The 21,518-nt window shown below is 57.4% G+C and carries 23 protein-coding genes and 1 tRNA gene; 11 read left to right on the top strand and 13 right to left on the bottom strand.

Annotated features, from left to right (window positions below; translation table 11 throughout):
* Nucleotides 1–109 precede the first annotated feature (109 nt).
* A complete protein-coding gene (locus ACR0I8_RS03730; protein WP_170689612.1) occupies nucleotides 110–1,543 on the bottom strand; it encodes an NAD(P)-dependent oxidoreductase in 1,434 nt (477 codons plus the stop codon).
* A 228-nt stretch (nucleotides 1,544–1,771) separates the two neighbouring features.
* Here ACR0I8_RS03730 and ACR0I8_RS03735 point away from each other — a divergent pair, with 228 nt between their 5' ends.
* Complete coding sequence (locus ACR0I8_RS03735; RefSeq protein ID WP_170689611.1) at nucleotides 1,772–2,575, top strand: undecaprenyl-diphosphate phosphatase; 804 nt, start codon at nucleotides 1,772–1,774, stop codon at nucleotides 2,573–2,575.
* Here the strand turns inward: ACR0I8_RS03735 and ACR0I8_RS03740 are convergent, their stop codons facing one another.
* Nucleotides 2,576–3,559: a complex I NDUFA9 subunit family protein gene (locus tag ACR0I8_RS03740; RefSeq protein WP_170689609.1), complete on the bottom strand. Its 984-nt coding sequence runs from the start codon at nucleotides 3,557–3,559 to the stop codon at nucleotides 2,576–2,578.
* Between the two features lie 201 nt (nucleotides 3,560–3,760).
* Here ACR0I8_RS03740 and ACR0I8_RS03745 point away from each other — a divergent pair.
* Together ACR0I8_RS03745 and ACR0I8_RS03750 are read left to right on the top strand one after the other, a co-directional pair.
* A tRNA-Leu gene (locus tag ACR0I8_RS03745) sits at nucleotides 3,761–3,847 on the top strand.
* Nucleotides 3,848–4,099: 252 nt separating this feature from the next.
* Complete coding sequence (locus tag ACR0I8_RS03750; RefSeq protein WP_170689608.1) at nucleotides 4,100–5,077, top strand: hypothetical protein; 978 nt, start codon at nucleotides 4,100–4,102, stop codon at nucleotides 5,075–5,077.
* Nucleotides 5,078–5,326: 249 nt separating this feature from the next.
* Here the strand turns inward: ACR0I8_RS03750 and ACR0I8_RS03755 are convergent, their stop codons facing one another.
* The 4 genes from ACR0I8_RS03755 to ACR0I8_RS03770 form a co-directional block, all read right to left on the bottom strand.
* The gene (locus tag ACR0I8_RS03755; RefSeq protein ID WP_170689606.1) at nucleotides 5,327–5,743 is read right to left on the bottom strand and encodes a hypothetical protein; all 417 of its coding nucleotides are present in this window, start codon (nucleotides 5,741–5,743) and stop codon (nucleotides 5,327–5,329) included.
* 192 nt (nucleotides 5,744–5,935) lie between these two features.
* Complete coding sequence (locus ACR0I8_RS03760; protein WP_170689604.1) at nucleotides 5,936–7,423, bottom strand: heme biosynthesis HemY N-terminal domain-containing protein; 1,488 nt, start codon at nucleotides 7,421–7,423, stop codon at nucleotides 5,936–5,938.
* Between the two features lie 10 nt (nucleotides 7,424–7,433).
* A complete protein-coding gene (locus ACR0I8_RS03765) occupies nucleotides 7,434–8,708 on the bottom strand; it encodes a COG4223 family protein (RefSeq protein ID WP_480702756.1) in 1,275 nt (424 codons plus the stop codon).
* Between the two features lie 54 nt (nucleotides 8,709–8,762).
* The gene (locus ACR0I8_RS03770) at nucleotides 8,763–9,476 is read right to left on the bottom strand and encodes a uroporphyrinogen-III synthase (RefSeq protein WP_170689601.1); all 714 of its coding nucleotides are present in this window, start codon (nucleotides 9,474–9,476) and stop codon (nucleotides 8,763–8,765) included.
* 97 nt (nucleotides 9,477–9,573) lie between these two features.
* Here ACR0I8_RS03770 and tsaD point away from each other — a divergent pair, with 97 nt between their 5' ends.
* From tsaD to ACR0I8_RS03790, 4 genes are read left to right on the top strand one after another with little or no spacing between them, the layout of a single operon-like run.
* Nucleotides 9,574–10,671 (top strand): tRNA (adenosine(37)-N6)-threonylcarbamoyltransferase complex transferase subunit TsaD, encoded by a 1,098-nt coding sequence (gene tsaD / locus ACR0I8_RS03775; RefSeq protein ID WP_170689599.1) that lies wholly within the window; start codon nucleotides 9,574–9,576, stop codon nucleotides 10,669–10,671.
* Entirely contained in the window at nucleotides 10,668–11,630 is a 963-nt protein-coding gene (locus tag ACR0I8_RS03780; protein ID WP_170380167.1) for an NAD(P)H-dependent glycerol-3-phosphate dehydrogenase, read from the top strand. Before tsaD ends, ACR0I8_RS03780 begins: the two co-directional genes overlap by 4 nt.
* Nucleotide 11,631: 1 nt before the next feature.
* Nucleotides 11,632–11,901 carry a YciI family protein gene (locus ACR0I8_RS03785; protein ID WP_170380168.1) on the top strand — a complete coding sequence of 90 codons (270 nt, stop codon included), beginning with the start codon at nucleotides 11,632–11,634 and terminating at the stop codon, nucleotides 11,899–11,901.
* On the top strand, nucleotides 11,901–12,323 hold the full coding sequence (locus tag ACR0I8_RS03790; RefSeq protein WP_170689597.1) for an EVE domain-containing protein: 423 nt from the start codon (nucleotides 11,901–11,903) through the stop codon (nucleotides 12,321–12,323). The genes ACR0I8_RS03785 and ACR0I8_RS03790 overlap by 1 nt, the downstream gene beginning before the upstream one ends.
* Before the next feature lie 319 nt (nucleotides 12,324–12,642).
* On the opposite strand, the gene ACR0I8_RS03795 is transcribed toward ACR0I8_RS03790, so the two are convergent.
* On the bottom strand, nucleotides 12,643–12,984 hold the full coding sequence (locus ACR0I8_RS03795; RefSeq protein ID WP_170380170.1) for a DUF2853 family protein: 342 nt from the start codon (nucleotides 12,982–12,984) through the stop codon (nucleotides 12,643–12,645).
* A gap of 114 nt (nucleotides 12,985–13,098) precedes the next feature.
* The gene (locus tag ACR0I8_RS03800; protein ID WP_170689596.1) at nucleotides 13,099–13,989 is read right to left on the bottom strand and encodes a LysR family transcriptional regulator; all 891 of its coding nucleotides are present in this window, start codon (nucleotides 13,987–13,989) and stop codon (nucleotides 13,099–13,101) included.
* A gap of 91 nt (nucleotides 13,990–14,080) precedes the next feature.
* Here ACR0I8_RS03800 and ACR0I8_RS03805 point away from each other — a divergent pair, with 91 nt between their 5' ends.
* Complete coding sequence (locus tag ACR0I8_RS03805; protein WP_170689594.1) at nucleotides 14,081–15,157, top strand: L-dopachrome tautomerase-related protein; 1,077 nt, start codon at nucleotides 14,081–14,083, stop codon at nucleotides 15,155–15,157.
* Nucleotides 15,158–15,192: 35 nt separating this feature from the next.
* On the opposite strand, the gene ACR0I8_RS03810 is transcribed toward ACR0I8_RS03805, so the two are convergent.
* From ACR0I8_RS03810 to ACR0I8_RS03820, 3 genes are all read right to left on the bottom strand, one after another.
* Complete coding sequence (locus ACR0I8_RS03810) at nucleotides 15,193–15,939, bottom strand: extensin family protein (RefSeq protein WP_170689592.1); 747 nt, start codon at nucleotides 15,937–15,939, stop codon at nucleotides 15,193–15,195.
* Nucleotides 15,940–15,952: 13 nt separating this feature from the next.
* The gene (ahcY, locus tag ACR0I8_RS03815) at nucleotides 15,953–17,341 is read right to left on the bottom strand and encodes an adenosylhomocysteinase (RefSeq protein WP_170689666.1); all 1,389 of its coding nucleotides are present in this window, start codon (nucleotides 17,339–17,341) and stop codon (nucleotides 15,953–15,955) included.
* A gap of 104 nt (nucleotides 17,342–17,445) precedes the next feature.
* Entirely contained in the window at nucleotides 17,446–17,760 is a 315-nt protein-coding gene (locus tag ACR0I8_RS03820; RefSeq protein ID WP_170380174.1) for a hypothetical protein, read from the bottom strand.
* Nucleotides 17,761–17,961: 201 nt separating this feature from the next.
* Between ACR0I8_RS03820 and ACR0I8_RS03825 the strand changes: the two genes are divergently transcribed.
* From ACR0I8_RS03825 to ACR0I8_RS03835, 3 genes are all read left to right on the top strand, one after another.
* Nucleotides 17,962–18,552: an HD domain-containing protein gene (locus ACR0I8_RS03825; RefSeq protein WP_170689591.1), complete on the top strand. Its 591-nt coding sequence runs from the start codon at nucleotides 17,962–17,964 to the stop codon at nucleotides 18,550–18,552.
* A gap of 14 nt (nucleotides 18,553–18,566) precedes the next feature.
* On the top strand, nucleotides 18,567–19,283 hold the full coding sequence (locus tag ACR0I8_RS03830) for a hypothetical protein (protein ID WP_170453321.1): 717 nt from the start codon (nucleotides 18,567–18,569) through the stop codon (nucleotides 19,281–19,283).
* A 283-nt stretch (nucleotides 19,284–19,566) separates the two neighbouring features.
* Complete coding sequence (locus ACR0I8_RS03835; protein ID WP_480702759.1) at nucleotides 19,567–20,127, top strand: CHAP domain-containing protein; 561 nt, start codon at nucleotides 19,567–19,569, stop codon at nucleotides 20,125–20,127.
* A 44-nt stretch (nucleotides 20,128–20,171) separates the two neighbouring features.
* Here ACR0I8_RS03835 and ACR0I8_RS03840 read toward each other — a convergent pair whose 3' ends face one another.
* Nucleotides 20,172–20,726: an ActR/PrrA/RegA family redox response regulator transcription factor gene (locus ACR0I8_RS03840; protein ID WP_050604676.1), complete on the bottom strand. Its 555-nt coding sequence runs from the start codon at nucleotides 20,724–20,726 to the stop codon at nucleotides 20,172–20,174.
* A gap of 81 nt (nucleotides 20,727–20,807) precedes the next feature.
* Nucleotides 20,808–21,434: an SCO family protein gene (locus tag ACR0I8_RS03845; RefSeq protein ID WP_170689589.1), complete on the bottom strand. Its 627-nt coding sequence runs from the start codon at nucleotides 21,432–21,434 to the stop codon at nucleotides 20,808–20,810.
* Nucleotides 21,435–21,518: the final 84 nt, after the last annotated feature.

The raw sequence follows: 21,518 nt of genomic DNA on the forward strand, positions 1-21,518 counted from the left end.
GCTTCCAAGGGGGCACGGATTGCCGGATCCCTGGTTTGGTCTTTGGCTGGCGTTCTGGATCGAACGCGTATCCCTTCGGGAAGATGTTGAACTTCAACGATGGCGAGGCTTATTCAGCTGCGACCACCGCCTTGGCATTGAACCGCTCGATGATGGCATCGGCGCAGTCACGCCCATCCCGGATCGCCCAGACGACCAGAGAGGCACCGCGCACGATGTCACCAATGGCGTAGACGCCATCCATCTCGGTCTCACCGGTCTGGAAGGCCGCTTTGATGGTGCCCCAGCGCGTGACCGGCAGATCGGGCTGACCGAACAGGGTTGGCAAGTCTTCGGGCTCAAAACCCAGCGCCTTGATCACCAGATCGGCGTCCTCGACATAGTCGGCACCTTCGATCACCTCAGGGGCCTGACGGCCCGACGCATCCGGTTGTCCCAGGCGCATCTTCTGCACCATCACGCCGGACACCTTGTCATCACCGACAAAACCTTTTGGCGCGCTGAGCCATTCAAACACCACGCCTTCTTCCTCGGCATTCTGCGTTTCTCGCTGCGAGCCGGGCATGTTGGCACGGTCACGGCGGTACAGACATTTGACCGAGGTCGCGCCCTGTCGGATCGAGGTGCGCACACAGTCCATCGCCGTGTCGCCACCACCGATAACGACAACTTTCTTGCCGTCGGCGTTCAGGCGACCATTGTCGAAATCTTCGACCGCGTCACCAAAGCTTTTGCGGTTCGAGGCGGTCAGGAAGTCGATCGCCTTCTCGATGCCCGTCAATCCGCTGCCCGGCATGGACAGATCACGCGACTTGTAAACGCCGGTTGCGATGATCACGGCGTCATGCTTGGCGCGAATTTCGTCAAATTTGGCGGCGTCGACGTCGCAGTTCAGAACGAACTCCACCCCGCCTTCGGCCAACAGGTCATTGCGGCGCTGGACGATGTCTTTCTCGAGCTTGAAGCCAGGGATACCGTACATCAACAGGCCGCCCGCACGGTCATAGCGGTCATAGACTGTGACTTGGATGCCGGCACGGCGCAGCATGTCGGCTGCCGCCAGGCCACCCGGGCCTCCGCCGATGATGCCCACACTTTCGCTGCGTTCAGCGGTCGGAACGACGGGCTTCACCCAGCCTTTGTCCCATGCGGTGTCAGTGATGTATTTTTCAATCGTCCCGATGGTGACTGTACCGTGGCCAGACTGTTCAATCACACAATTGCCCTCGCACAAGCGGTCCTGAGGGCAAATACGGCCACAGATCTCGGGGAATGTGTTGGTGGCTTGGCTTGTCGCGTAGGCCTCTTCCAAACGACCTGTCGCCGTCAGACGCAGCCAGTCGGGGATGTTGTTGTGCAGCGGGCAATGCGACTGGCAATAGGGCACACCACATTGGCTGCAGCGGCTGGCTTGCTCTGCAGCCTTGGCCGATGCGAATTCCGCGTAGATTTCGTCAAAGTCTTCTTTGCGGTCATCGGCGGCACGCTTTTCAGGCATGACACGGTCAATCTGCACAAATTTCAACATCGGTTGCTTTGCCACGGGTCCGACTCCATGAATTGGCTAGGAAGCATCTCTTTATGAGATCGCCCCGGATATGAAAAGTCATATATGCTGACCTAATTAAGAAAAATCTCGGCTGGCGCGCAAAATATTTGCTTTTTTCTTCTATTTTTATGTCCGATACGGACCTATCTATCATCTTTCCTTTTCGACACCACCAGAATACCCATAAACCCAAAGCAAATTGATGGCAGTGCGGCAGGGTAAATGAGTCTCTTTCACTTGATTCTCGTGGCGATCATTCAGGGGCTTACTGAATTTCTGCCTGTCTCCTCGTCCGGCCATCTGATCTTGCTGCCCAACCTGACCGGGATGCAGGATCAAGGCCAAACCATCGACGTCGCCGTTCATGTGGGCACGCTGGGCGCGGTTGTTTTGTACTTCTGGTCCGACGTCAAACAGGCGATCCGGGGGCTGCCAGCGGCGCTAACCGGGCGCACCGACACAGCGCAGGCGCGGCTGGCGCTGGGGTTGATCGTGGCAACGATTCCGACAGTCCTCGCTGGGCTGGTCCTTTACCTGACCGGCCTGACCGAGGCACTGCGATCCATTGCCGTCATCGGCTGGACCATGCTGCTGTTTGGGCTGCTGCTCTATTGGATGGACCAGAAAGGCCCCCAGACCAAGATCGCCGCCGATTGGAGTCTGCGTGACGCGGCCATCATGGGGCTTTGGCAGGCAATCGCCCTGATTCCGGGGACATCCCGGTCGGGCATCACCATCACCGGGGCACGGCATCTGGGCTATACACGGGAAGAAGCCGCGCGCCTCGCCATGCTGATGTCGATCCCGACCATCATCGCCTCAGGTGTGTTGCTGTCCATTGACGTAGCCCACCAGGCCGACGCTGCGCTCGCCAAAGACGGAGCGATCGCCGCCCTCTTTGCTTTTGTGTCGGCCCTGTTAGCACTCAGCCTGATGATGCGCCTGCTGCGCAGTGTCAGCTTCACGCCCTATGTCATTTATCGCGTCGTTCTGGGCGCGATCCTGCTGGTGATCGCCTATAGCTGATCAGGTCCGCAGGTTTTTGGCCGAGTTCTGAATGTCGTCATACTGACCTGAAGGTCGGAATTTCCACAGGTATTCCGGCAGAACAGCGTCCAGCGTCGTAGGCACAATCCCCAGATCGGCAAACCCCTTGGCGCTGTCATCGACCACATTGTCCTGTCGAAGGTTCTTGAGCTGATCCCGCGTCAGGATTGGATTCGAGAAAATCTGGAAGCTGACGAATTTCAGAATGTCCAACACGCCGGCCATGATCTTGGCGACAAAGAACGGCACGCCCAGAATCACCCGGCGCCGATGAATGACCTCCAGCATTTGCTGCATCAAAGCCCGGAAGGTTTTCACCTCAGGACCGCCCAGCTCATAAATGCCCGAGGCCGCTTTCCCCAAGACACCCTGCTCGGCCGCTTGCGCCACATCATCCACATAGACCGGCTGAAACCGTGTCTCGGCCCCGACCAGAGGCAGAAATGGCCCGAACCGCGTCATCGCGGCGAACCGGTTGAAGAACTGATCCTCGGTCCCAAAAATGATCGAGGGGCGCAGGATCATCGCGCCGCGCATATGGGCCAGAACTCCGGCCTCACCCGCAGCTTTGGTGCGGGAATAAGCGCTGGCCGACTCGGCATCTGCACCAATGGCCGAGATATGAACCATCCGCTCCACGCCATTCTCGGATGCCAGACGCGCAATGCGTTCGGCCCCTTCGGCCTGCACCGCATCAAACCCGTTCTTGCCCAGTTCGTTCAGGACACCAACGCAATTCACAACCGCGTCTGCACCCTGCATGGCCAACTGCACCGAGGCATCATCCCGGATGTTGCAAAAAACCGGTTCAACCTGGCCCACAACGCCATAGGGTTTCACGAACATGGCCTCATTTGGGCGTCGCACGGCGACTCGGACACGCCATCCTTTGGCCGCCATACGGCGCGCAATATAGCGCCCGACAAACCCTGACCCTCCGTAGATCGTGACCAGTTTCGACATTCGATGGCTCCTGCTGCGTGGCTCTGACGTAGAAGTAGCGCCCGAACCCCTTTGAAACAAGGCATCAAATCGCCGCGCGTCTTGCATCGAGACCCGCTGTGAAAAGGGGCCGAGCGGCGTGGTTCAAAAAACTTTCAAAAATCTGTCCGAATCTGGTTGACCCTCCCCGCCGCTGGGCTTAAACGCCCCCTCACGACACCTGCCCAGGTGGCGGAATTGGTAGACGCGCTAGCTTCAGGTGCTAGTGTCCGTATGGACGTGGAGGTTCGAGTCCTCTCCTGGGCACCATTTCACTGGCAGCGCTTAATTATTTCAATGAAGTTGCCAAGAATACTGTCCATTTCGCCGTTTTGCTCTTGTTCCTGTTTTACACCTGCCACAACTTGTCACTAGCACCCTCGCGACTGAAAGATGGCCTCTGGCGCCACCCTCCATTTGAAGATGGGTTCTTGCTATCAGCCTAGCCAAAGAGGGCGCTAGGATAATTGTATTGCCAAGATAATAGTCCGACGTGGTTTTGACAGAAGGAAGTTGGTGCTAGTGACGAAAGTTGTGAATATCGTTTACGGAAACCATGGTGAGTTATCTTATCAGATAGATGATATTCTTCTCTATTTGATGCAGGCGATTTCCATTCAAGGCGCGCGCTCGCGCCTTTGTCATGACCCAGTTGAACGTGGCACCAATATCATAGTCGAGAACTTCAACGACTCGTTTCGGGAAAAGATAATTGTTGCCTCACGCACCCCTGGGACTCGCATCTTTTGTGTCGCTACAGAGTTTCTGACCAATGGGTCGTTCAACAACTTCTCAGAAAAACCGCGTCTTTCTCGCCTTGGCCGGTATTTGGAGCGAAAAAGGGGCAAAAAGAAAAAGAATGCCCACTACAGCCATCGCGAGAAGTGGGAACGTCGGTACGACAATTTCCAAAGTGTCTGTGATGTTGTTGATGGCGTTTTTTGCATCGATCAGTCTCAATTTACGGTTTACCGAGACTTCTTTGGCACTGAAGAATTTGTGTCCCACCTTCCGACAGCAGCAATTGACGAAAGTGTGGTCGATACGTTCCAAGTTCCTGAAAATAAGGACGTTGATTTCCTTTTCACTGGTTCTCTAACACCTCATCGCGAAGACCTTCTATCTCAGCTCGGGCAGAAAGGCGAAGTCAAGGTTGGTCCCGCAGCTTGGTCAAGTTTGAGACGCGAGCATTTTATTTCACGTACCAAGGTCAATCTCGATATGAGGCAGAGCGCGGAGTGGCAGTATTCCTCTTGTATGCGATTGCATGTGCTCTTGTGCGCAGGTGCTCAAGTAGCGGTCGAACGGTCTAGATTTGGATCGATTCAAGAAACTTGTCTCGGGTCGTTCGCTTCCGAGGAGTATGTGAAAGGAACAGTCGCTCTCGCCAAGCAAAGCTTTGGCCTTCAAGACGCAGTCAACAACTACCAAGCATATTGGGATGCCTCTGAAGACGCGCGAAAGACAATTAACACTACCATGTCAAAGGTGTTGAGCTGAGAGAAGGTGACTATTGGTCACCGTCTTTCAATTCCTTTGGCTATATGTGTACGGAGAAAACGGACTGACGCTCATTCTGTTTGTGAGCCATGCGTAGAGTCGAAACACCTTTGGTTCGAATTGGGTGGTCGCTCAGATCAAGCAGACGGCTATCACTATCGGGATGTCGGATGTACGGCCTATCGAAAAGACATGCCCTATGAGCCTGGCAGAATTCCCTTTGCGCAGGCCCGTGCCAGTGCCTTCGACCTATTTTGTCTGCTTTTCCAGTTTCTGCCAAAACTTCAGCTTTTCTTCGAAGGTCTTCTCCATAACCTTCGGCTTCGCTTTTGGAACGGCCTGCTGCACAACATGCGATACTTCGTGGCCAATCAATTTTTTGGCAGCGGACGCAGTCTTAACTGCCTTCGATGCCTGAACCTGAAGGTCTTTGTTGGCCTTTTCGTCCATGCATTTTTTCTTCTTAGCGGTTGAGATAGCCTTCTGCGCATTTCTGCTCTGCTTCAATGCAACTGCAATTGCCTTCTTCACCGGAGCCAGTGTTTTCTTCGCGACAGGAGAGGCCTTTTCCGCCTGGTCGATGATCTTGGACTGTTGGACAATTGCCGCCGCGAGTTTGTCCGCCTCTTTCTCAAATTTGTCCAGGCCTTTTTCATCAATTTTCATTGTGTTTCTCCTCAATTTAAGACGCTTGGTCGATTCATCGAGAGAATGCGACAAATGCTGCCGGAGAGTCAGTGAAACCCGTCACACTGGCGTTAAATACCCCAGAACTGCGCCCTTTTGAGAGGCGCCACAGACTTACACTTTCATCTTTTGCAAAGCTGCCGCGGGCCGGAAAAGATCAGGCCGTTTGGGTCAGGCCTGCTTCTCTGCGGTCTCATCGACCGTATCGGCGTTCAGCTCGATCACCTCAGCAGGGACATCCTCTTCGGTCTCGGGTTCTTCTTCGGCAGAGGCTTTGTCTTCCAGCGCGCCCACAATCAAAGGCAACATATGCACACCTGTGGCCGTGGCGATCTCGGGCGTCTGAGGCGTCTGCCAGCTGAGCGTATCGAAGCTGCCGCAATTCTGGCAGACCGGGCCCCATTCGGGCTGAATGTCGTGACAGTTCTCGCACACCCATTGCGGCCCACGCGGCGCCGTCAAGGCCTTGGCCAGCCAGCCCTGCACAACGGCGTCCGATGCACCTTCACCGCGCTCGATGGCCGCCATCAACGTGTATCCACGGGCATCGGCCTGTTTTTCGACCACATCGCCCAGCGCGCGACGCGCTTCGGGGAAGTCCTCGGCGACGATGTTCAATTCGGCCAGAATCAGGCGGGTTTCCATGTTCTCAGGGTGGATACGGGTCAGCGCGGTGAACCGCTTGATCCGGTCCTGAGCCGACTCGTCCGGTGCAATCTCGGCAAAGGCGTGGGCGAGATCGGGGTGAGGTTGAACCTCCCACGCTTTCTTGAGGATCTTGGTGGCCGCGCGCGGTTTGCCTTTTTCGATATAGGCCCGCGCAGCCATGGCGGCGGCGGGCACCAGATCGGGCGACAGGCGGTTGGCCTCGATGGCTTGTTCTTGTTGCTCGACGCTTGCTCCGTCGTCCAGAATGCCCTTGGCCTCGGACAGGGCCAGAACCGCGTCGCGCCGTTTGAACACATCGCGCGGCAGGTATCCGGCTTTCAGCTTCGACGTCAGAGTCGAACGTGCTCCGGCCCAATCCTGCGCTTTGGTCTGCAGGTTCAGCAAAACATCTTGCGTTTCCTCATGACGCGGCTTCAGTGCCAGGGCTTTCTCGGCCAGTTTGCGCGCGGTTTCGTCATCGCCCTCGGCCAGCTTCTGTTTCATGATACCGCGCACACCGACAAAGCGCGTGGCACTGTTGGTCACCAGCTTCTTGTAGGTTTCCGAGGCCTTTTTGGTGTCGCCTGTCATCTCGGCCGCTTGCGCCACCAGCAAGTTGGTCAGTTCCGGTTTGTTCAGCAGTTTCTCGGCCTTAGAGGCCTTGGCCATCGCCATGCGACCCTCGCCCGATGCCAACGCCATGAGACCGTCGGACAGCGCCTCATACCCGCGCCGTTCGCGACTGCGGTCGAAATGGCGCGACAGGGCGGTTTCATCACCGTTGAGGAATTTCAGCGTCGCGATCAGCAGGCCCAGCAGTTTGAAGAACAACCAGACGCCAAAAACCAGCACGCCCAGCGCGATCACCGATTGAATCGGACTCAGCGTATATTCATCCCCGGCGACGGTGATCCGAACCCCGCCGCTGGTTTGCATGAGGAAATGACCACCCAAAGCCAGAAGGCCGATAATCGCAACAAAAACAAGGATCTTAAACAATGACCACAGCATGGCAGGTCCTTCAATTCGAGTTCAGGTCGGAAGCAAGCGTATCGGCGGCTTCAACCGCCGCGACGCGGGTCTGGGCGGCTTGTTCCCAATCGGCCATAGCGGTCTGCGCCGCCTCTGGCAGGGATTTCAATTCAGTCAGGGCGGTGGCGACGTCACCATTGGCCACGGCAGCCTCAGCGCGCGACAGCACAGCATCCGGACCATCCCCATCCTGAGGGGTCACCGATCGCGCGCCGGTCTGGCGTTGCAAAAAGGCGATCACGCCCGTGCCTTTGTCCGCATCCCGCGCATCCGCCAAAGCGGTACGCGCCGCCGCAGGGAATGAGGCCCGCAAGGACGAAAGCGTCTCAACCCCTTTATCTGCAGGGGTTGAGAGCGCATCCGGCACCGTCACACCCCCCGCTTGCAGTTCGCCCAAAAGGTCTGAATAGGGCTGACCGGCATCCAATTGCCCGTGCAGGCGGGACAGGATGGCGAGGTTGGTCGCAGCTTGCGCTTCGGCCGTTGCTTTCGCCTCAAGCGCCTGCGCATCAGCGACCATTTTTTCTACCTCACCGCGCTGCGCCGCCAGTGAGTCCTGCAGCTTTTTCAACTCGGCTTCAAAAGCAGCGGTCGCTTCGGTCGAGGTATTAGCGGAGATCGGTGCCTTCTCAAGCTCGGCCAGCCGGTCGACCAGGGGCGCGATCTGACCCGTCAGAGATTCGACGCTGGATTTCACGGCGGTCAGATCTGCGTCAACCGGGTCCAGCTTTTGCGACAGCGCCTGAACCTGATCCGTCAGGCCCGACACGTCTGGCGCATCCGAGAGTTTCTTCGTCAGCGCTTCAATCTGATCGGATTGTTCCGAGAGCTTCGATTCAAGCGCCGCAATTACCTCCGAGTTATCCGACCCACCAGACGAGATCAGCCCCGTCTGGGCCGCCGCAAACCCAAGACCCGCGGCAATCACTCCACCTATCAGGGCCGGAACAAATCCGCCCCGTTGTTCCTGGATCGGTTCAGCGGGTTTCTCTTCGGCCTGCACAGGTTCCGACGGCTCGACGGACGCTTCGGCTTCGGCTTCGGCTTCGGCTTCGGCTTCGGCTTCGGCTTCGGCTTCGGCTTCGGCTTCGGCTTCGGCTTCGGCTTCGGCTTCGGCTTCGGAAATCAGGTCCTCATTCGGCGCATCTTCGTCAACAGGCGACCCTTCAGTTTCACCGCCAGGTTCAACGCTTACATCTTCGACCACATCGTCTGATTTCGGGGTTTCCACCGGTTCCTGATCGGATTTCTTTTTGCCCGCCACCGTCAAATTCCCCTTATCGATTCTAAAATCACCAGAACTACAGACTGTTCCAAGTTAATCTGCACCCGGCTCTCTCTCAACCCGCAACGCGTGTTTCACAAGCTTTTTAACGGCCTTACGCATCTTCTTGGGCGTCGGTTCCTTGGCGATCCTCAGACGTTCATACCCCAAGGATTTAAGGGGTTCCGCCGTTGCCTCGCTGATTGCGGCCAGCCATAGCGGGGCAGTGCCCGCCCAGATGTCGGCAAATTGTCGCGCGGTGCGGGGTGAGAAAATAGGCGCGATCACTGGCCTGTTGCCCTCGGATGCGGCCTTTGCCTCGGGGCTGAGCGGCAGCAGAAGTTGCTGGTACACCGCCTGTTCGCGCGTGGTTACGCCCATCTCGGTCAGACGCTCGGCGATGTTGCCCCGGCTGTGTTCGCCGCGCAGATGCAACAGCGGGCTTGTTGGTCTGACCTGCAAAAGACCGGCCACAAGCTCTTCCGCCGTGCCACCAACCATACGTGCATCCCAGCCCGCGCCTTCGGCGGTGGCAGTCGTGGTCGGACCTACGCAATAGGCAGGCAAATCCTGACGCACACCCGCCGAGGCTGCCGCATTCACCGCATTGGAAGACGTGAAGATCAGCCCCTGCGTCTCGGCCGTGCAGATCGGAACCGCCAGCGGTTTGATTTCCAGAATGGGGGAATGGATGACCTCAACACGCGATCTGACGCGGGTCGGAAGCTGCGCAACAAACCTCTCCGAGGCGGCGCGAGGGCGGGTCATCAACAAATACAACTATCGGCGCCTTCGGCCTTGGGATTGTTTGCGTCCGCGCAGGGTGATACCCCGCTTGGCAATCATGATGCAACGGATCACGCCAATGGTGCAAACACTTACCGTCCTTGGATTGGAAAGCAGCTGTGACGACACAGCCGCCGCCGTCGTGCGCCAAACCGACGGCGAAGGGGCCGAAGTGCTGTCGTCGATTGTCCATGGCCAAACCGAGCTGCACAGCGCTTATGGGGGCGTCGTCCCCGAAATCGCTGCACGTGCCCATGCGGAGAAATTGGATATCTGCGTCGTGCAGGCGCTAAAGGATGCGGGTCTAACACTAGCCGACATGGACGCCATCGCCGTCACCGCCGGGCCCGGCCTGATCGGAGGGGTCATGTCCGGCGTCATGTGCGCCAAGGGGATCAGTGCGGCGACCGGCCTGCCTCTGATCGGGGTAAACCATCTGGCCGGTCACGCTCTGACCCCGCGCCTGACAGATGGAATAGCCTTTCCGTACCTGATGCTGCTGGTCTCGGGCGGGCACTGCCAATATCTGATCACCCACGGACCCGAGCAATTCACCCGTCTGGGCGGCACCATCGACGATGCCCCTGGTGAGGCCTTTGACAAAACCGCCCGTCTTCTGGGCCTGCCGCAACCCGGTGGACCCTCTGTCGAGGCAGAGGCGCGCAAGGGCGATCCCAAGCGGTTCCGTTTTCCCCGCCCCCTACTGGACCGGCCCGGATGTGACCTGTCTTTCTCGGGGCTGAAAACCGCGCTGATGCGGATGCGGGATCAGATCGTCGCGGAAAAAACCGGCCTAACCCGACAGGATCGCGCCGATCTATGTGCCGGGTTTCAGCAGGCAGTCGTGGATACTTTGGCCGAGAAAACACGACGCGCTATGGATATGTATCTGGCCGAGACCCCCTCGGATCCGGTGATCGCAGTCGCGGGCGGTGTGGCTGCAAACTCCGCTATTCGCATTGCGTTAGAGTCTGTTTGTGCGGAAAAAGGCGCGCGTTTCACCGCCCCGCCCCTTGCCCTTTGCACCGACAATGCCGCCATGATCGCCTATGCTGGGATGGAGCGTTTTCGCACCGGCGCGCGCGACGGTTTGGATCTGACAGCGAGACCCCGTTGGCCTTTGGACCAAACCAGCCCCGCCATGCTGGGTAGCGGTAAGAAGGGCGCAAAGGCATGAGCGTTTCGGTTCTCGGATCAGGGGCGTTCGGTACGGCACTGGCGATCTCACTGGCCGGTAACGGGCCAGTCACCCTGTGGTCGCGCAGCGCCGAGCAAGCGAAAGCCATGCAAGACAATCAGATCAACAAGAGGCGATTGCCCGATGTCGCCTTGCCCGATGCCATCACCGTCACCTCTGATATCGGAGTAGCGGCGGCAAACGATGTCCTTCTGGTGTCTGTGCCGATGCAACAGTTGCGCCATGCACTGCAGGAACACGCAGCGGTGCTGGCCGGGAAAACGCTGGTTGCGTGCTGCAAGGGGATTGAACTGTCCTCGGGCCTCGGTCCGATTTCCGTGATCCGCGCAACCATCCCGGATGCACGACCAGCGCTTCTGACTGGCCCCAGCTTTGCGGATGACATCGCGCGTGGCCTGCCGACCGCGCTGACCTTGGCCTGTGCAGATGCTGATCTGCTCGAAACACTGCAATCCGAGCTGACCACCGCCAATCTGCGCCTATACCGCACCACCGATGTGATCGGGGCGGAACTCGGCGGCGCATTGAAAAACGTTATGGCCATCGGATGTGGCGCTGCCATCGGGGCCGGTCTGGGCGATAGCGCCCGTGCTGCCCTGATGACGCGCGGATTTGCCGAAATGCAGCGCTTTGCCCTCATGCGCGGCGCACAGCCAGAGACGTTGATGGGGCTCTCTGGCCTAGGTGATCTGGTGTTGACCTGCTCGTCGGAGCTGTCCCGAAACTATCGTTTTGGCCTGTGTTTGGGTCGAAATGAGCCCTTCGACACCACAACAACCGTCGAAGGTGTCGCCACCGCCCGCGCCATGGCCGATATCGCCAAGGCCGAAGGTCTGGACATGCCCATCAGCGCCACTGTGGCCGACCTGAGCCAAGGCGCCTACAGTGTGGCGCAAGCTATCGAAACCCTGCTCAACCGACCCCTCAAGGAGGAATAACATGCTGATCGCCCTCATCGCCCGTGACAAACCCGGCGCGCTGCAAACCCGGCTGGACAACCGCTCGGCCCATTTGGCCTATATCGAAGAAACCGGCGTTGTATCGCAGGCTGGCCCGTTGCTGGACGGAGATGCGATGATCGGCTCGCTGGTTGTTCTCGATGTCGAAGATCTGGCCGCTGCACAAAGCTGGGCCGACAATGATCCCTATGCCAAGGCAGGCCTGTTCCAGTCTGTCGAACTGATCCCTTGGAAAAAGGTGATTGGCTGATGGCATATTGGCTGTTCAAATCCGAGCCATCGACCTGGAGCTGGGACCAGCAGGTTGCCAAGGGCGAGGCAGGCGAAGAATGGGACGGCGTGCGGAACTATCAGGCGCGCAATTTCATGCGGCAAATGGCAATCGGTGATCGCGGGTTCTTTTATCACTCGCAAAAGGACAAGGCGATCGTCGGCATCGTTGAGGTCTGTGCTGAGGCCCATCCCGACAGCACCACCGATGACGAACGTTGGGAATGCGTGGATATCAAGGCGGTAAGCCCGTTTGAAGTTCACGTCACGCTGGATCAGATCAAAGCGGATGAACGTCTGGGTGAAATGGTGCTGGTCAAAAACTCTCGCCTGTCGGTGCAGCCGGTCACCGAGGCGGAATGGCGGGTGATCTGCGCCCTAGGCTCGACTGCGGCCGACTAGATCGCTTTGCGTTTGATTTGAATCGAATTACGCTGCCGCTCCCTGCGGTCGAACGCGCATTTCGATGACCTTGCCTAGGCCAAAACGCAAAACGCTTTAAAATAGAGGGAAGGCCCTACACGGTGCAGAACCTTCCCTACCCCACGTGCTCCCTACTCACCACACGCGTATTGGAATCTGTTGGTTCTGACCGTCCTGGCCACATAAGGACCATAGCCTGTTTTCTCAGGCCGCTTCAAACACCAAGTCCTTAAAATATAACTCAAAACAAAAACGCCCGCCGATGGGAAGGCGGGCGTTTGGGTGGAAAACGTAACGTTTAGCCGTAAACCGATTCTTTGCCGAAATGCTTGGTCAGCATGTAGTAGACCACGGCGCGGTACTTGTTGCGCTCGGACATGCCATAGGTTTCCAGAACCGAGTTGATAGCCTCCATCAGCTCGGGACCGTCAGCTAGACCCAGCTTTTTGATGAGGAAGTTGTTTTTGACAGTCTCCAGCTCTCCATCCTGGCTGGCTGCCACGGTCGACGCGTCGGCGTCATAGATCGCCGGGCCACAACCGATTGTGACCTTGGTTAGCAGGTCCATATCGGCATCCATGCCGCATTTGTTTTTCAGATCATCGGCGTATTTGGCGATCAGATCGTCGCGTTTTCCCATAAAAAGTCTCCCTATCAGCAGTCCTGGCTGCGGTTACTCAAATCCTAAAAACAGGTGCCGGAAGCCTAGCCATTCCTCTTATTCCCACAAAGGGAAAAATTCCGCGCTTTCCCCCTAAGCGGAGGAGCGCCTTTGCCGCGCGCCTTGAAAGGCTCGATCTGCAAGGTCCGAAAACGCGCGAACTTTGCGCCCCGGAGTACTGCTGCCCGCGTGAACAAAGGCAATTGGTGCAGAGGGGGATTTCAACGCACCGGGCAAAACCTCGACCAGCGTGCCCTGCTGCAACTCTCGCTGAACGGCCAGACGGGATTTGACCGCCAGCCCCAGCCCCTGCACTGCGGCTTCGGTCAACATGTCCGAGTTGGAAACGGCAATACGTCGCGTGACGGACAGTTGCCCCTCATGGGTGTCGAACCGCGTCTGCCAGGGCAAACACGCCCAACGCATCTTGCGCAGGTCTTCGACGGATTTGGGCATCTCGTATCGTGCAATGAAACCCGGCGCGGCGCAGATGATCCGGTCATTGTCGCAAAGCTTGCGCGCCTTCAGCGTGCTGTCCGGCAATTGCCCGACACGAATGGCGCAATCAACGCCCTCATCCACCAGAGAGACATAGCGGTCGACAGCTAGAAACTCGATCGTCAGGTCCGGATGATCCTCTTGGAAACTGTCCGTCAACGGCATGATGAACCGGGACAAGATCCACGGCGACAGGGTTACACGCAGATGGCCGCGCAGCGCCCCCTTGCCGCTTCCGGCCTCCAATTCGGCCTCTCGCAGATCAGACAACACAGGCTCGATCCGATCCAGAAAGATCAGGCCTTCATTGGTCAGTTGCACCCGGCGGCTGTTGCGGTGAAAGAGTTTGAGGTTCAGCACCTCTTCTAACTTCCCGATCCGATGGCTGACCGTCGCTGCCGAAATGCCCAGCGCCTTTGCAGCCGATCCGACCCCTCCAGTTTTGGCGACAGAGACGAAGGTCAGAAGATCGTTCACATGGTACATTCGAGGATTCCTAACACTGGTTTCGAAATTGAGCCAGTTATCCGAGAAAATTTCAAATGGTATCTGATCGGGCACATCAGAGGAGGACCCGATGAAATCGCTCTATGCAGCTACATGCGCCTTGGCGCTGGCTTTGCCCGCGGCGGCAGCCGAATTGGAAACGTATCTTGAGTTCGAGAAGGCCATGCCTCCGGGCAATCTGGCGATTGGACCGGATGGGCGCATGTTCATGTCGGTGCATGAATTCTACGGGCCCGAGTTACGCGTGGTCGAAGTGATGCCCGACGGATCAACCAAGCCCTACCCGACCGAGGACTGGGCCCGCGCCCCACAAGATGATGCCGATGGGTTGAACGGCGTTTTGGGCCTGCGTGCAGATCGCGATGGTATTCTGTGGATGCTGGACGGTCAGGGTGAAAACCAGACCGGGCGCATTGTCGGTTGGGACACCAAAACCGAGACGCTGCACGCGATCCACTATATCGGTGCCCCGGTCGCGCGGCCGACCTCGTTCCTGAACGACCTTGCAGTCGACCGCGATCATGGGGCGATTTACATCTCGGATACGGGTGACGGTCAGAACTCGGCCATCATCGTGGTTGATCTTGAGACGGGCCGCGCGCGGCGCGTTCTGGAAGGGTCCCGATACACGATCCCCGAGGATACCCCGATGGTGATTGACGGGCGTGAGATCACGCTGGGCGGCAATCCGGCCAAAATCGGCATCAACCCAATCACTGTCGATCCGACCAATACCTGGGTCTATTTCGCCCCGATGACGGCAAGCGCGATGTACCGTATCCCCACGGCGGCATTGCTGGATGAAAGCCTATCGGATGCCGATCTTGAGGCGCAGGTCGAGCGCTATGGCGACAAGCCGATCTCGGATGGTTCGACCGTGGATACCGGTGGCAATGTCTATATCACCGCGATGACGGATAATGCACTGGGCGTCACCAAGCCGGATGGCAGCTATGAGGTTCTGTTCCAGTCAGATGACGAATTGCCGTGGCCGGACGGGTTCTCGATCGGTGCGGATGGGTATGTCTATGCCACGATTAACGAGTTGCACCGCTCACCCGTTTTGAACAATGGCGAGGATGCCTCCAAGGGGATCTACAAGATCGTCCGGTTCAAATCGCTTTCCGACGCGGTCAGCGGACGCTGATCCTGGCCCGGCCCTGTTCAGCGGGGCCGGGATACCTATCGACAATAGCCCCAACCGGGGCCTTGTAGGTGAAAATGATCCGCGTGCAGGCGGTTGAAATTGGGGCCTAAAACCACGCGGAACCAGTCACACGCCCCCTTCCCGATCCGATGTAGAAACGCGGCTTCGGGTCCCGGCGCGGACCAATCCTGCAATAGGCTGAGCGTGCGCCCATCCGCCAGTTCCACGCTGATGATATCAATCGAATCTGCTGTCGCATGGCTGCTCCAACCACTGTTTTCGCCCTGCGCGGTCCGCATCCGGCGGCAATTGTAGCTGCCCAGATGGCGCAATGTGCGTACTTGAGTACCCAACAAGTCCTGCGCGGCGGGCTGAACCACGTGATGATCCCACATCGCCAGACGCAGGGCCGTTGTACAGCGGGTCTCGACCGCGTTCATCCGGGCACTGACCAAGCGGGACAGCTCACCCCGTCCGGAGATGCCACAGTTCTGGTCGACGACCATATCCTCCATCTCTGAGAACGCAACACCGGCCTCAGACAGTGTGGCCCGGCACTGCGCCTCATCCGCCAGCGCCCGGTTCATCTGATATTTGGTAACGGGCGTAACAGGCGCGGTCAGTGTCAGATCCCGCAAAGGATTCCAGTGGTCGGGCAGCGGTGATTTGGGATGCGACAGCAACACATACCCGGCCGACCCAACAAGAAATAGAAATACAATGATCGAAAAGAAAGACGCCGCCAGATACAAGATCCGGCGGCGTCCTGAACGTTTGGTCATACCCGATCCGCGATCAGTAGCGGTAGTGCTCGGGCTTGTAGGGGCCTTCCGGCGCAACGCCGATATAAGCCGCTTGTTCGTTGTCCATCTTGGTCAGCTTCACGCCGATACGATCCAGATGTAGGCGGGCCACTTTCTCATCCAGATGCTTGGGCAGGATGTAGACCTTGTTCTCGTACTGGTCGCCTTTGGTGAACAGCTCGATCTGCGCCAGAACCTGGTTGGTGAAAGAGGCCGACATCACGAAGGACGGGTGACCGGTGGCGTTGCCGAGGTTCAGCAGACGGCCTTCGGACAGCAGGATGATGCGGTTGCCCGAGGGCATCTCGATCATGTCCACCTGTTCCTTGATGTTGGTCCATTTGTGGTTCTTCAGGCTGGCCACCTGAATTTCGTTGTCGAAGTGACCGATGTTGCCGACAATCGCCATATCCTTCATCTCGCGCATATGCTCGATGCGGATCACGTCCTTGTTGCCGGTGGTGGTGATGAACACATCCGCCGTTGCAACTTCGTCTTCCAGCAATGTGACTTCATAGCCGTCCATCGCGGCCTGCAACGCGCAGATCGGGTCAACCTCAGTCACTTTAACACGCGCGCCAGCGCCGGACAGCGAAGCGGCCGAGCCTTTGCCCACGTCGCCATAACCACAGACCACGGCAACCTTACCGGCAAGCATGGTGTCAGTGGCGCGGCGGATACCGTCAACCAGCGATTCCTTGCAGCCGTATTTGTTGTCGAATTTCGACTTGGTGACCGAGTCGTTCACGTTGATCGCTGGGAACGGCAGGTGGCCGTCTTTCACCAGCTGATACAGGCGGTTCACGCCGGTGGTGGTTTCCTCGGACACGCCTTGGATCTGGTCACGCATTTTGGTGAACCAACCGGGCGAGGCTGCCATGCGCTTGGCGATCTGCTTCTTGATCACCTCTTCCTCTTCCGAACCCGGAACGGGGATAATGTCTTCACCCGCTTCAGCACGAGCGCCCAGCAGGATATACAGCGTCGCGTCGCCGCCATCGTCCAGGATCATGTTCGGGCCTTCGTCGAACAGGAAGGATTTGTCCAGGTAATGCCAATGCTCTTCCAGCGTCTGGCCCTTGATGGCAAAGACAGGGATACCCGCCTCGGCAATCGCCGCTGCCGCGTGGTCCTGGGTCGAGAAGATGTTGCACGACGCCCAGCGCACATCCGCGCCCAGGGCAACCAGCGTTTCGATCAGAACGGCGGTCTGGATGGTCATGTGCAGCGACCCAACGATCCGCGCACCGCTCAGAGGCTTGCTTTCACCATATTCCGAACGCAGCGCCATCAGGCCCGGCATTTCAGTTTCGGCGATATCCAGTTCCTTGCGGCCGAACCCGGCCAGCGAAATGTCTTTGACGATATAGTCCCCGGCCATAAGGCGCTCCATTTTTGCGGTCAATCACAGTTCCGGCTGCCCCTAGCATCCCTTGGGGCAGGTGGCAATGTGGATGACCGAAAACGGGATGTTACGCCACAAAATCAACTGGGCGTGCCGTCAACCTTGACCTTCGGAATCGCTTCGAAAAAATCGGTGCCAACGGCGACAATACAACTTAAGCCGTTCGCATGGGTCACCAAAACGGTGTAGCTACCCGTTTCTCGTGAGGTCCAGACCTCCATGACCGATTGTGCGCCGCGTGTTTTCTGCAAACCCCCAAAAACCAGCTCTTCCGAGTAGCTTTTCTGCAGCTTGTCAACCACATGCTCGCGCTCTGCACAATTCTGGGCAAAGGCGGGCGGGGCCGTGGCGGCCATGCCAAAGGTCAGGGCGACTGCGAATATACGTTTGAACATAGCAAACTCCTTTCGTTTCACTTTGTGAGAGGAGCGCACCGGGAGAAGCCAGTGCCCCCCTCGGTTTGAATGTCGGGATCAGTTGGTGTGGTTTCAAAGCACGAATGCTCAAGAAAACGTTGGCAGCTGGTGATCCTGACAGGTACATCATAGCAGAAACAATTTGGTTTTATTGTGTCCCACTTCACAAGGCATGGCAGAATGGCAACACAACCCCGCGCATGGCAGAGGATGCTGTCGGGCCGCAGGTTAGACCTGCTGGACCCGACCCCGGTCGATATCGAGATCGAGGATATCGCCCATGGCCTGGCCTTTGTGGCGCGTTGGAACGGGCAAACGGCGGGCGATTTCGCCTATTCCGTGGCCGAGCATTCCCTGCTGGTCGAAGAACTTTTTGGCCGTATTGCACCCAAAGCGCCCGTGAAGTGGCGGCTGGCAGCTTTGCTGCACGACGCGCCGGAATACGTGATCGGAGACATGATCTCACCCGTCAAATCCGCCGTAGGCCCGGGCTATGGCGCGCTAGATGACCGTCTGGCGGCAGCGATCCATATTCGCTTTGGACTTCCTGCCGAGGTACCGAAATCGGTAAAACGGCAGATCAAGAAAGCCGACAAGATCAGCGCCTGGATGGAAGCCACCCAGATCGCAGGTTTTTCCGAGGCTGAGGCGACGAAGTTCTTCGGTCGTCCGGATCGGGCGGTGATGGAGGGGCTGACGATCACGCTAAGACCGCCGGTTGAGGTAAGAGAAGCGTATGTGGCACGGCATAGCGCGTTGCTTGAGAGATAGTAGGAAGTTTCGAGATGAATAGGCTGTGTTTCACAGTGATTTTATTGTGCTGCCTTGCACTTACGGCATCTGCATCTCCAGAAGACGATGCGAAATATATCGCTAGCCAACGGTTTCTAGAAGAAGAACTTCGCACGATGAGAACCAATGCTTCAAAGTATTATGTTAGGTACCTCGATAGTCTGTTGAGAAACCACAACATAAGAGTAAGAGATGCCGAGCGCCTCGAAATCCTTGTTCCTAATGAAATCACAGATGTTGCCATCGACGAGCAGCTTGACGATTTTGCGAAATCATATCTTAAGACATTCGATGCACAGCAATTAACCGAGATCAAATCCTTTTACCAAACCGGTGTCTGGCAAAAACTAAGAAGACTTAGTTACAAGGAGTGTAAGGCAGAGGCGGCAGACAGAATTGTTATTTCTCCTCTGGCTTGGGGATATGAAGAAACTAAAATCCGCCATTTTCTTTCACCTCAAGAGTTCAGGGATTTTCGATACTTCTTCGAAAGCGAAACCGGAAAGGCCTTCGGCGCGAGTTCTGAGCACCAAGTTTCTTGTAGTGATGGACTTATGACGACGGGCGTGTTTTCTCTACGAAGCGGTGAGGCGGCAATAAGAACAGAGTTTGTACTCAGCGCGCTCAAAACAAAGGGGCTTTTCTGGTTCTCCAACCCAATAGCTCGCAAGGATTTTATTGCAAAACTCGAGAGCGAGATAAAACACTAGTTGATCAAAAAGCGCGCTCAAGAGACAATAATCACCTACGACTACACGCCGCCAAATTCCACTACTATGTCCTGCATGCATTCTCAGACGTCGCGCCGTCTCGAACAAGCTGTGCCCATATCAGGTAGTCAAACACTTCGTTATTTTCCCCTTCTGGCCCGGCTATTGTCCTATTTGTGTAACAAAGAACCGGCGAAATCTTGCCACGAGCTGACAGACCTCTTTTCACAACACATCTGATCCCCCTAAAACTCACGTGTCTTCGAATGGACAGTGAAGATTCTTGAGCACCGGCACACGCAAAACAGACACGACTTGGCCGCGCTTGTCCGGCACAATCCGTACCGCAATTGCGGTGGGGCTTTTGAGTCTGGTCTCTGCCTGCGCCCAAGGTCCAACCGATCTGGGACTCGATCCGGAACGTCAGTCAATGGCGCTGCGCGAGGTCTCGCAAAAGCAGGCTCGGGGGCAGAGGGTGTGGTGCGTGCCCTATGCGCGCAACCTCAGCGGTATCGAAATTCGCGGCAACGCCAAGGATTGGTGGGGCAAGGCGCGCAGTGGTTTTGCGCGGGGCAACGAACCGGCTGTCGGTTCGGTCATGTCATTTCGGGCAACGCGCGGGATGCCTCTGGGCCATGTGGCTGTCGTGTCCGATGTTGTTAGCGACCGGGTCGTTATCGTGAACCACGCCAATTGGCACCGCAACAAAGTGTCATTGAAAATGGGCGTCAAAGACGTCTCCAAGAACAATGACTGGACACTGGTTCGGGTCGAGAGCGTGCCGGGGCAATACGGCAGTTTGTACCCGGTGAACGGGTTCATCTATCCTAAGTCTGGCGAGTAGCCTGAAAGACTACTCTCTGATCAGACGAGTGAAAGCTCTGCTTTTTAGCGCGGGCTGCGCTTCGCCAAAATACGCTGCAACGTCCTACGGTGCATGTTCAGGCGCCGCGCGGTTTCCGAGACGTTGCGGTCGCACAGTTCATAGACCCGCTGGATATGTTCCCAGCGCACACGGTCGGCACTCATGGGGTTTTCCGGCGGCGGGGGCAGTTCGTCGCCCTTGGCCAGCAGCGCGTTTGTGATGTCTGTGGCGTCGGCGGGTTTGGACAGATAGTCAGTTGCGCCAATCTTGACGGCGGCGACAGCTGTGGCAATGGCGCCGTATCCGGTCAGCACCACGACCCGGCTGTCCGGGCGCTTTTCGCGCAACACTTCGACGACATCCAGACCGTTGCCGTCCTCAAGCCGCAAATCCACAACCGCATAGGCCGGCGGACGCGCGGTGGAAATGGCGCGGCCTGCGGCGACGGAGCCGGCGGTTTCAACCTCGAAACCGCGTTTTTCCATGGCTTTGGCAAGGCGTCTCAGGAACGGCTCGTCATCATCCACCAAAAGCAGAGATTTATCGGGGCCGATATCAAGCTGGGAACTGTCTGCCATCGTTGAGTCTTTCCGCTATTTCATGCCTTTGGCTTTACCTAGAAGTAATAGCAGCGCGGGGCCAAAGGTCAAACCGGCTTGTCAGGAGCCGGCTTGGTCCAAAAAGCAACCGACCTTGTCAGCCATTTGCTGCGCTGTGTCTTCACGTTTGAAGAACTCAAGAAACCCATCTTCGGGTGTCACCAGATAGGTGAAGGTGGAATGGTCGACCAGATAGTATTCGTCGCTTTTGTCATGGGCCTTGTAGTAGGTCTTGTAGGCTTGGCTGGCGGCCTTGACCTGCTCGGGTGAACCGGTCAGGGCGATTAGACGTTCATGCAGGTTGAAGGCGTAGTCTCCGACCACTTCAGGCGTGTCGCGATCGGGGTCGATCGAGATGAACAGAGGCGTCACGGATTGCCCGCGCTCGGCCAGAATGTCCACGGCCTCGGCGTTGCGGGACATGTCAAAGGGGCAGACATCGGGGCAGAACGTATATCCGAAATAGACGAGCGTCGGCTCGGTGATCACATCCTTGTCAGTGACCGTCTCGCCTTTACCATTGACCAGTTCGAACGGACCGCCAATCGCCGCCGTTCCGCCCGCGATCTGGCTGGACCGGCATTGGGCGTATTTGTCATCTGACCCTGACCCCATTGTCAAAAGCCACATGGCGCCAAGGCCGATAGCAAGAACGACAGCTGCGAGAATAGCAAACAGGCGGGTCATGATCGTTTTCCGTGTGCAAGGGGTTGTTGATCGTATCAGCCGGGACACCTATCAAGATGATCAGCCGATGCAACAGGACATAAG

This window comes from Ruegeria sp. BG9, assembly GCF_056538305.1.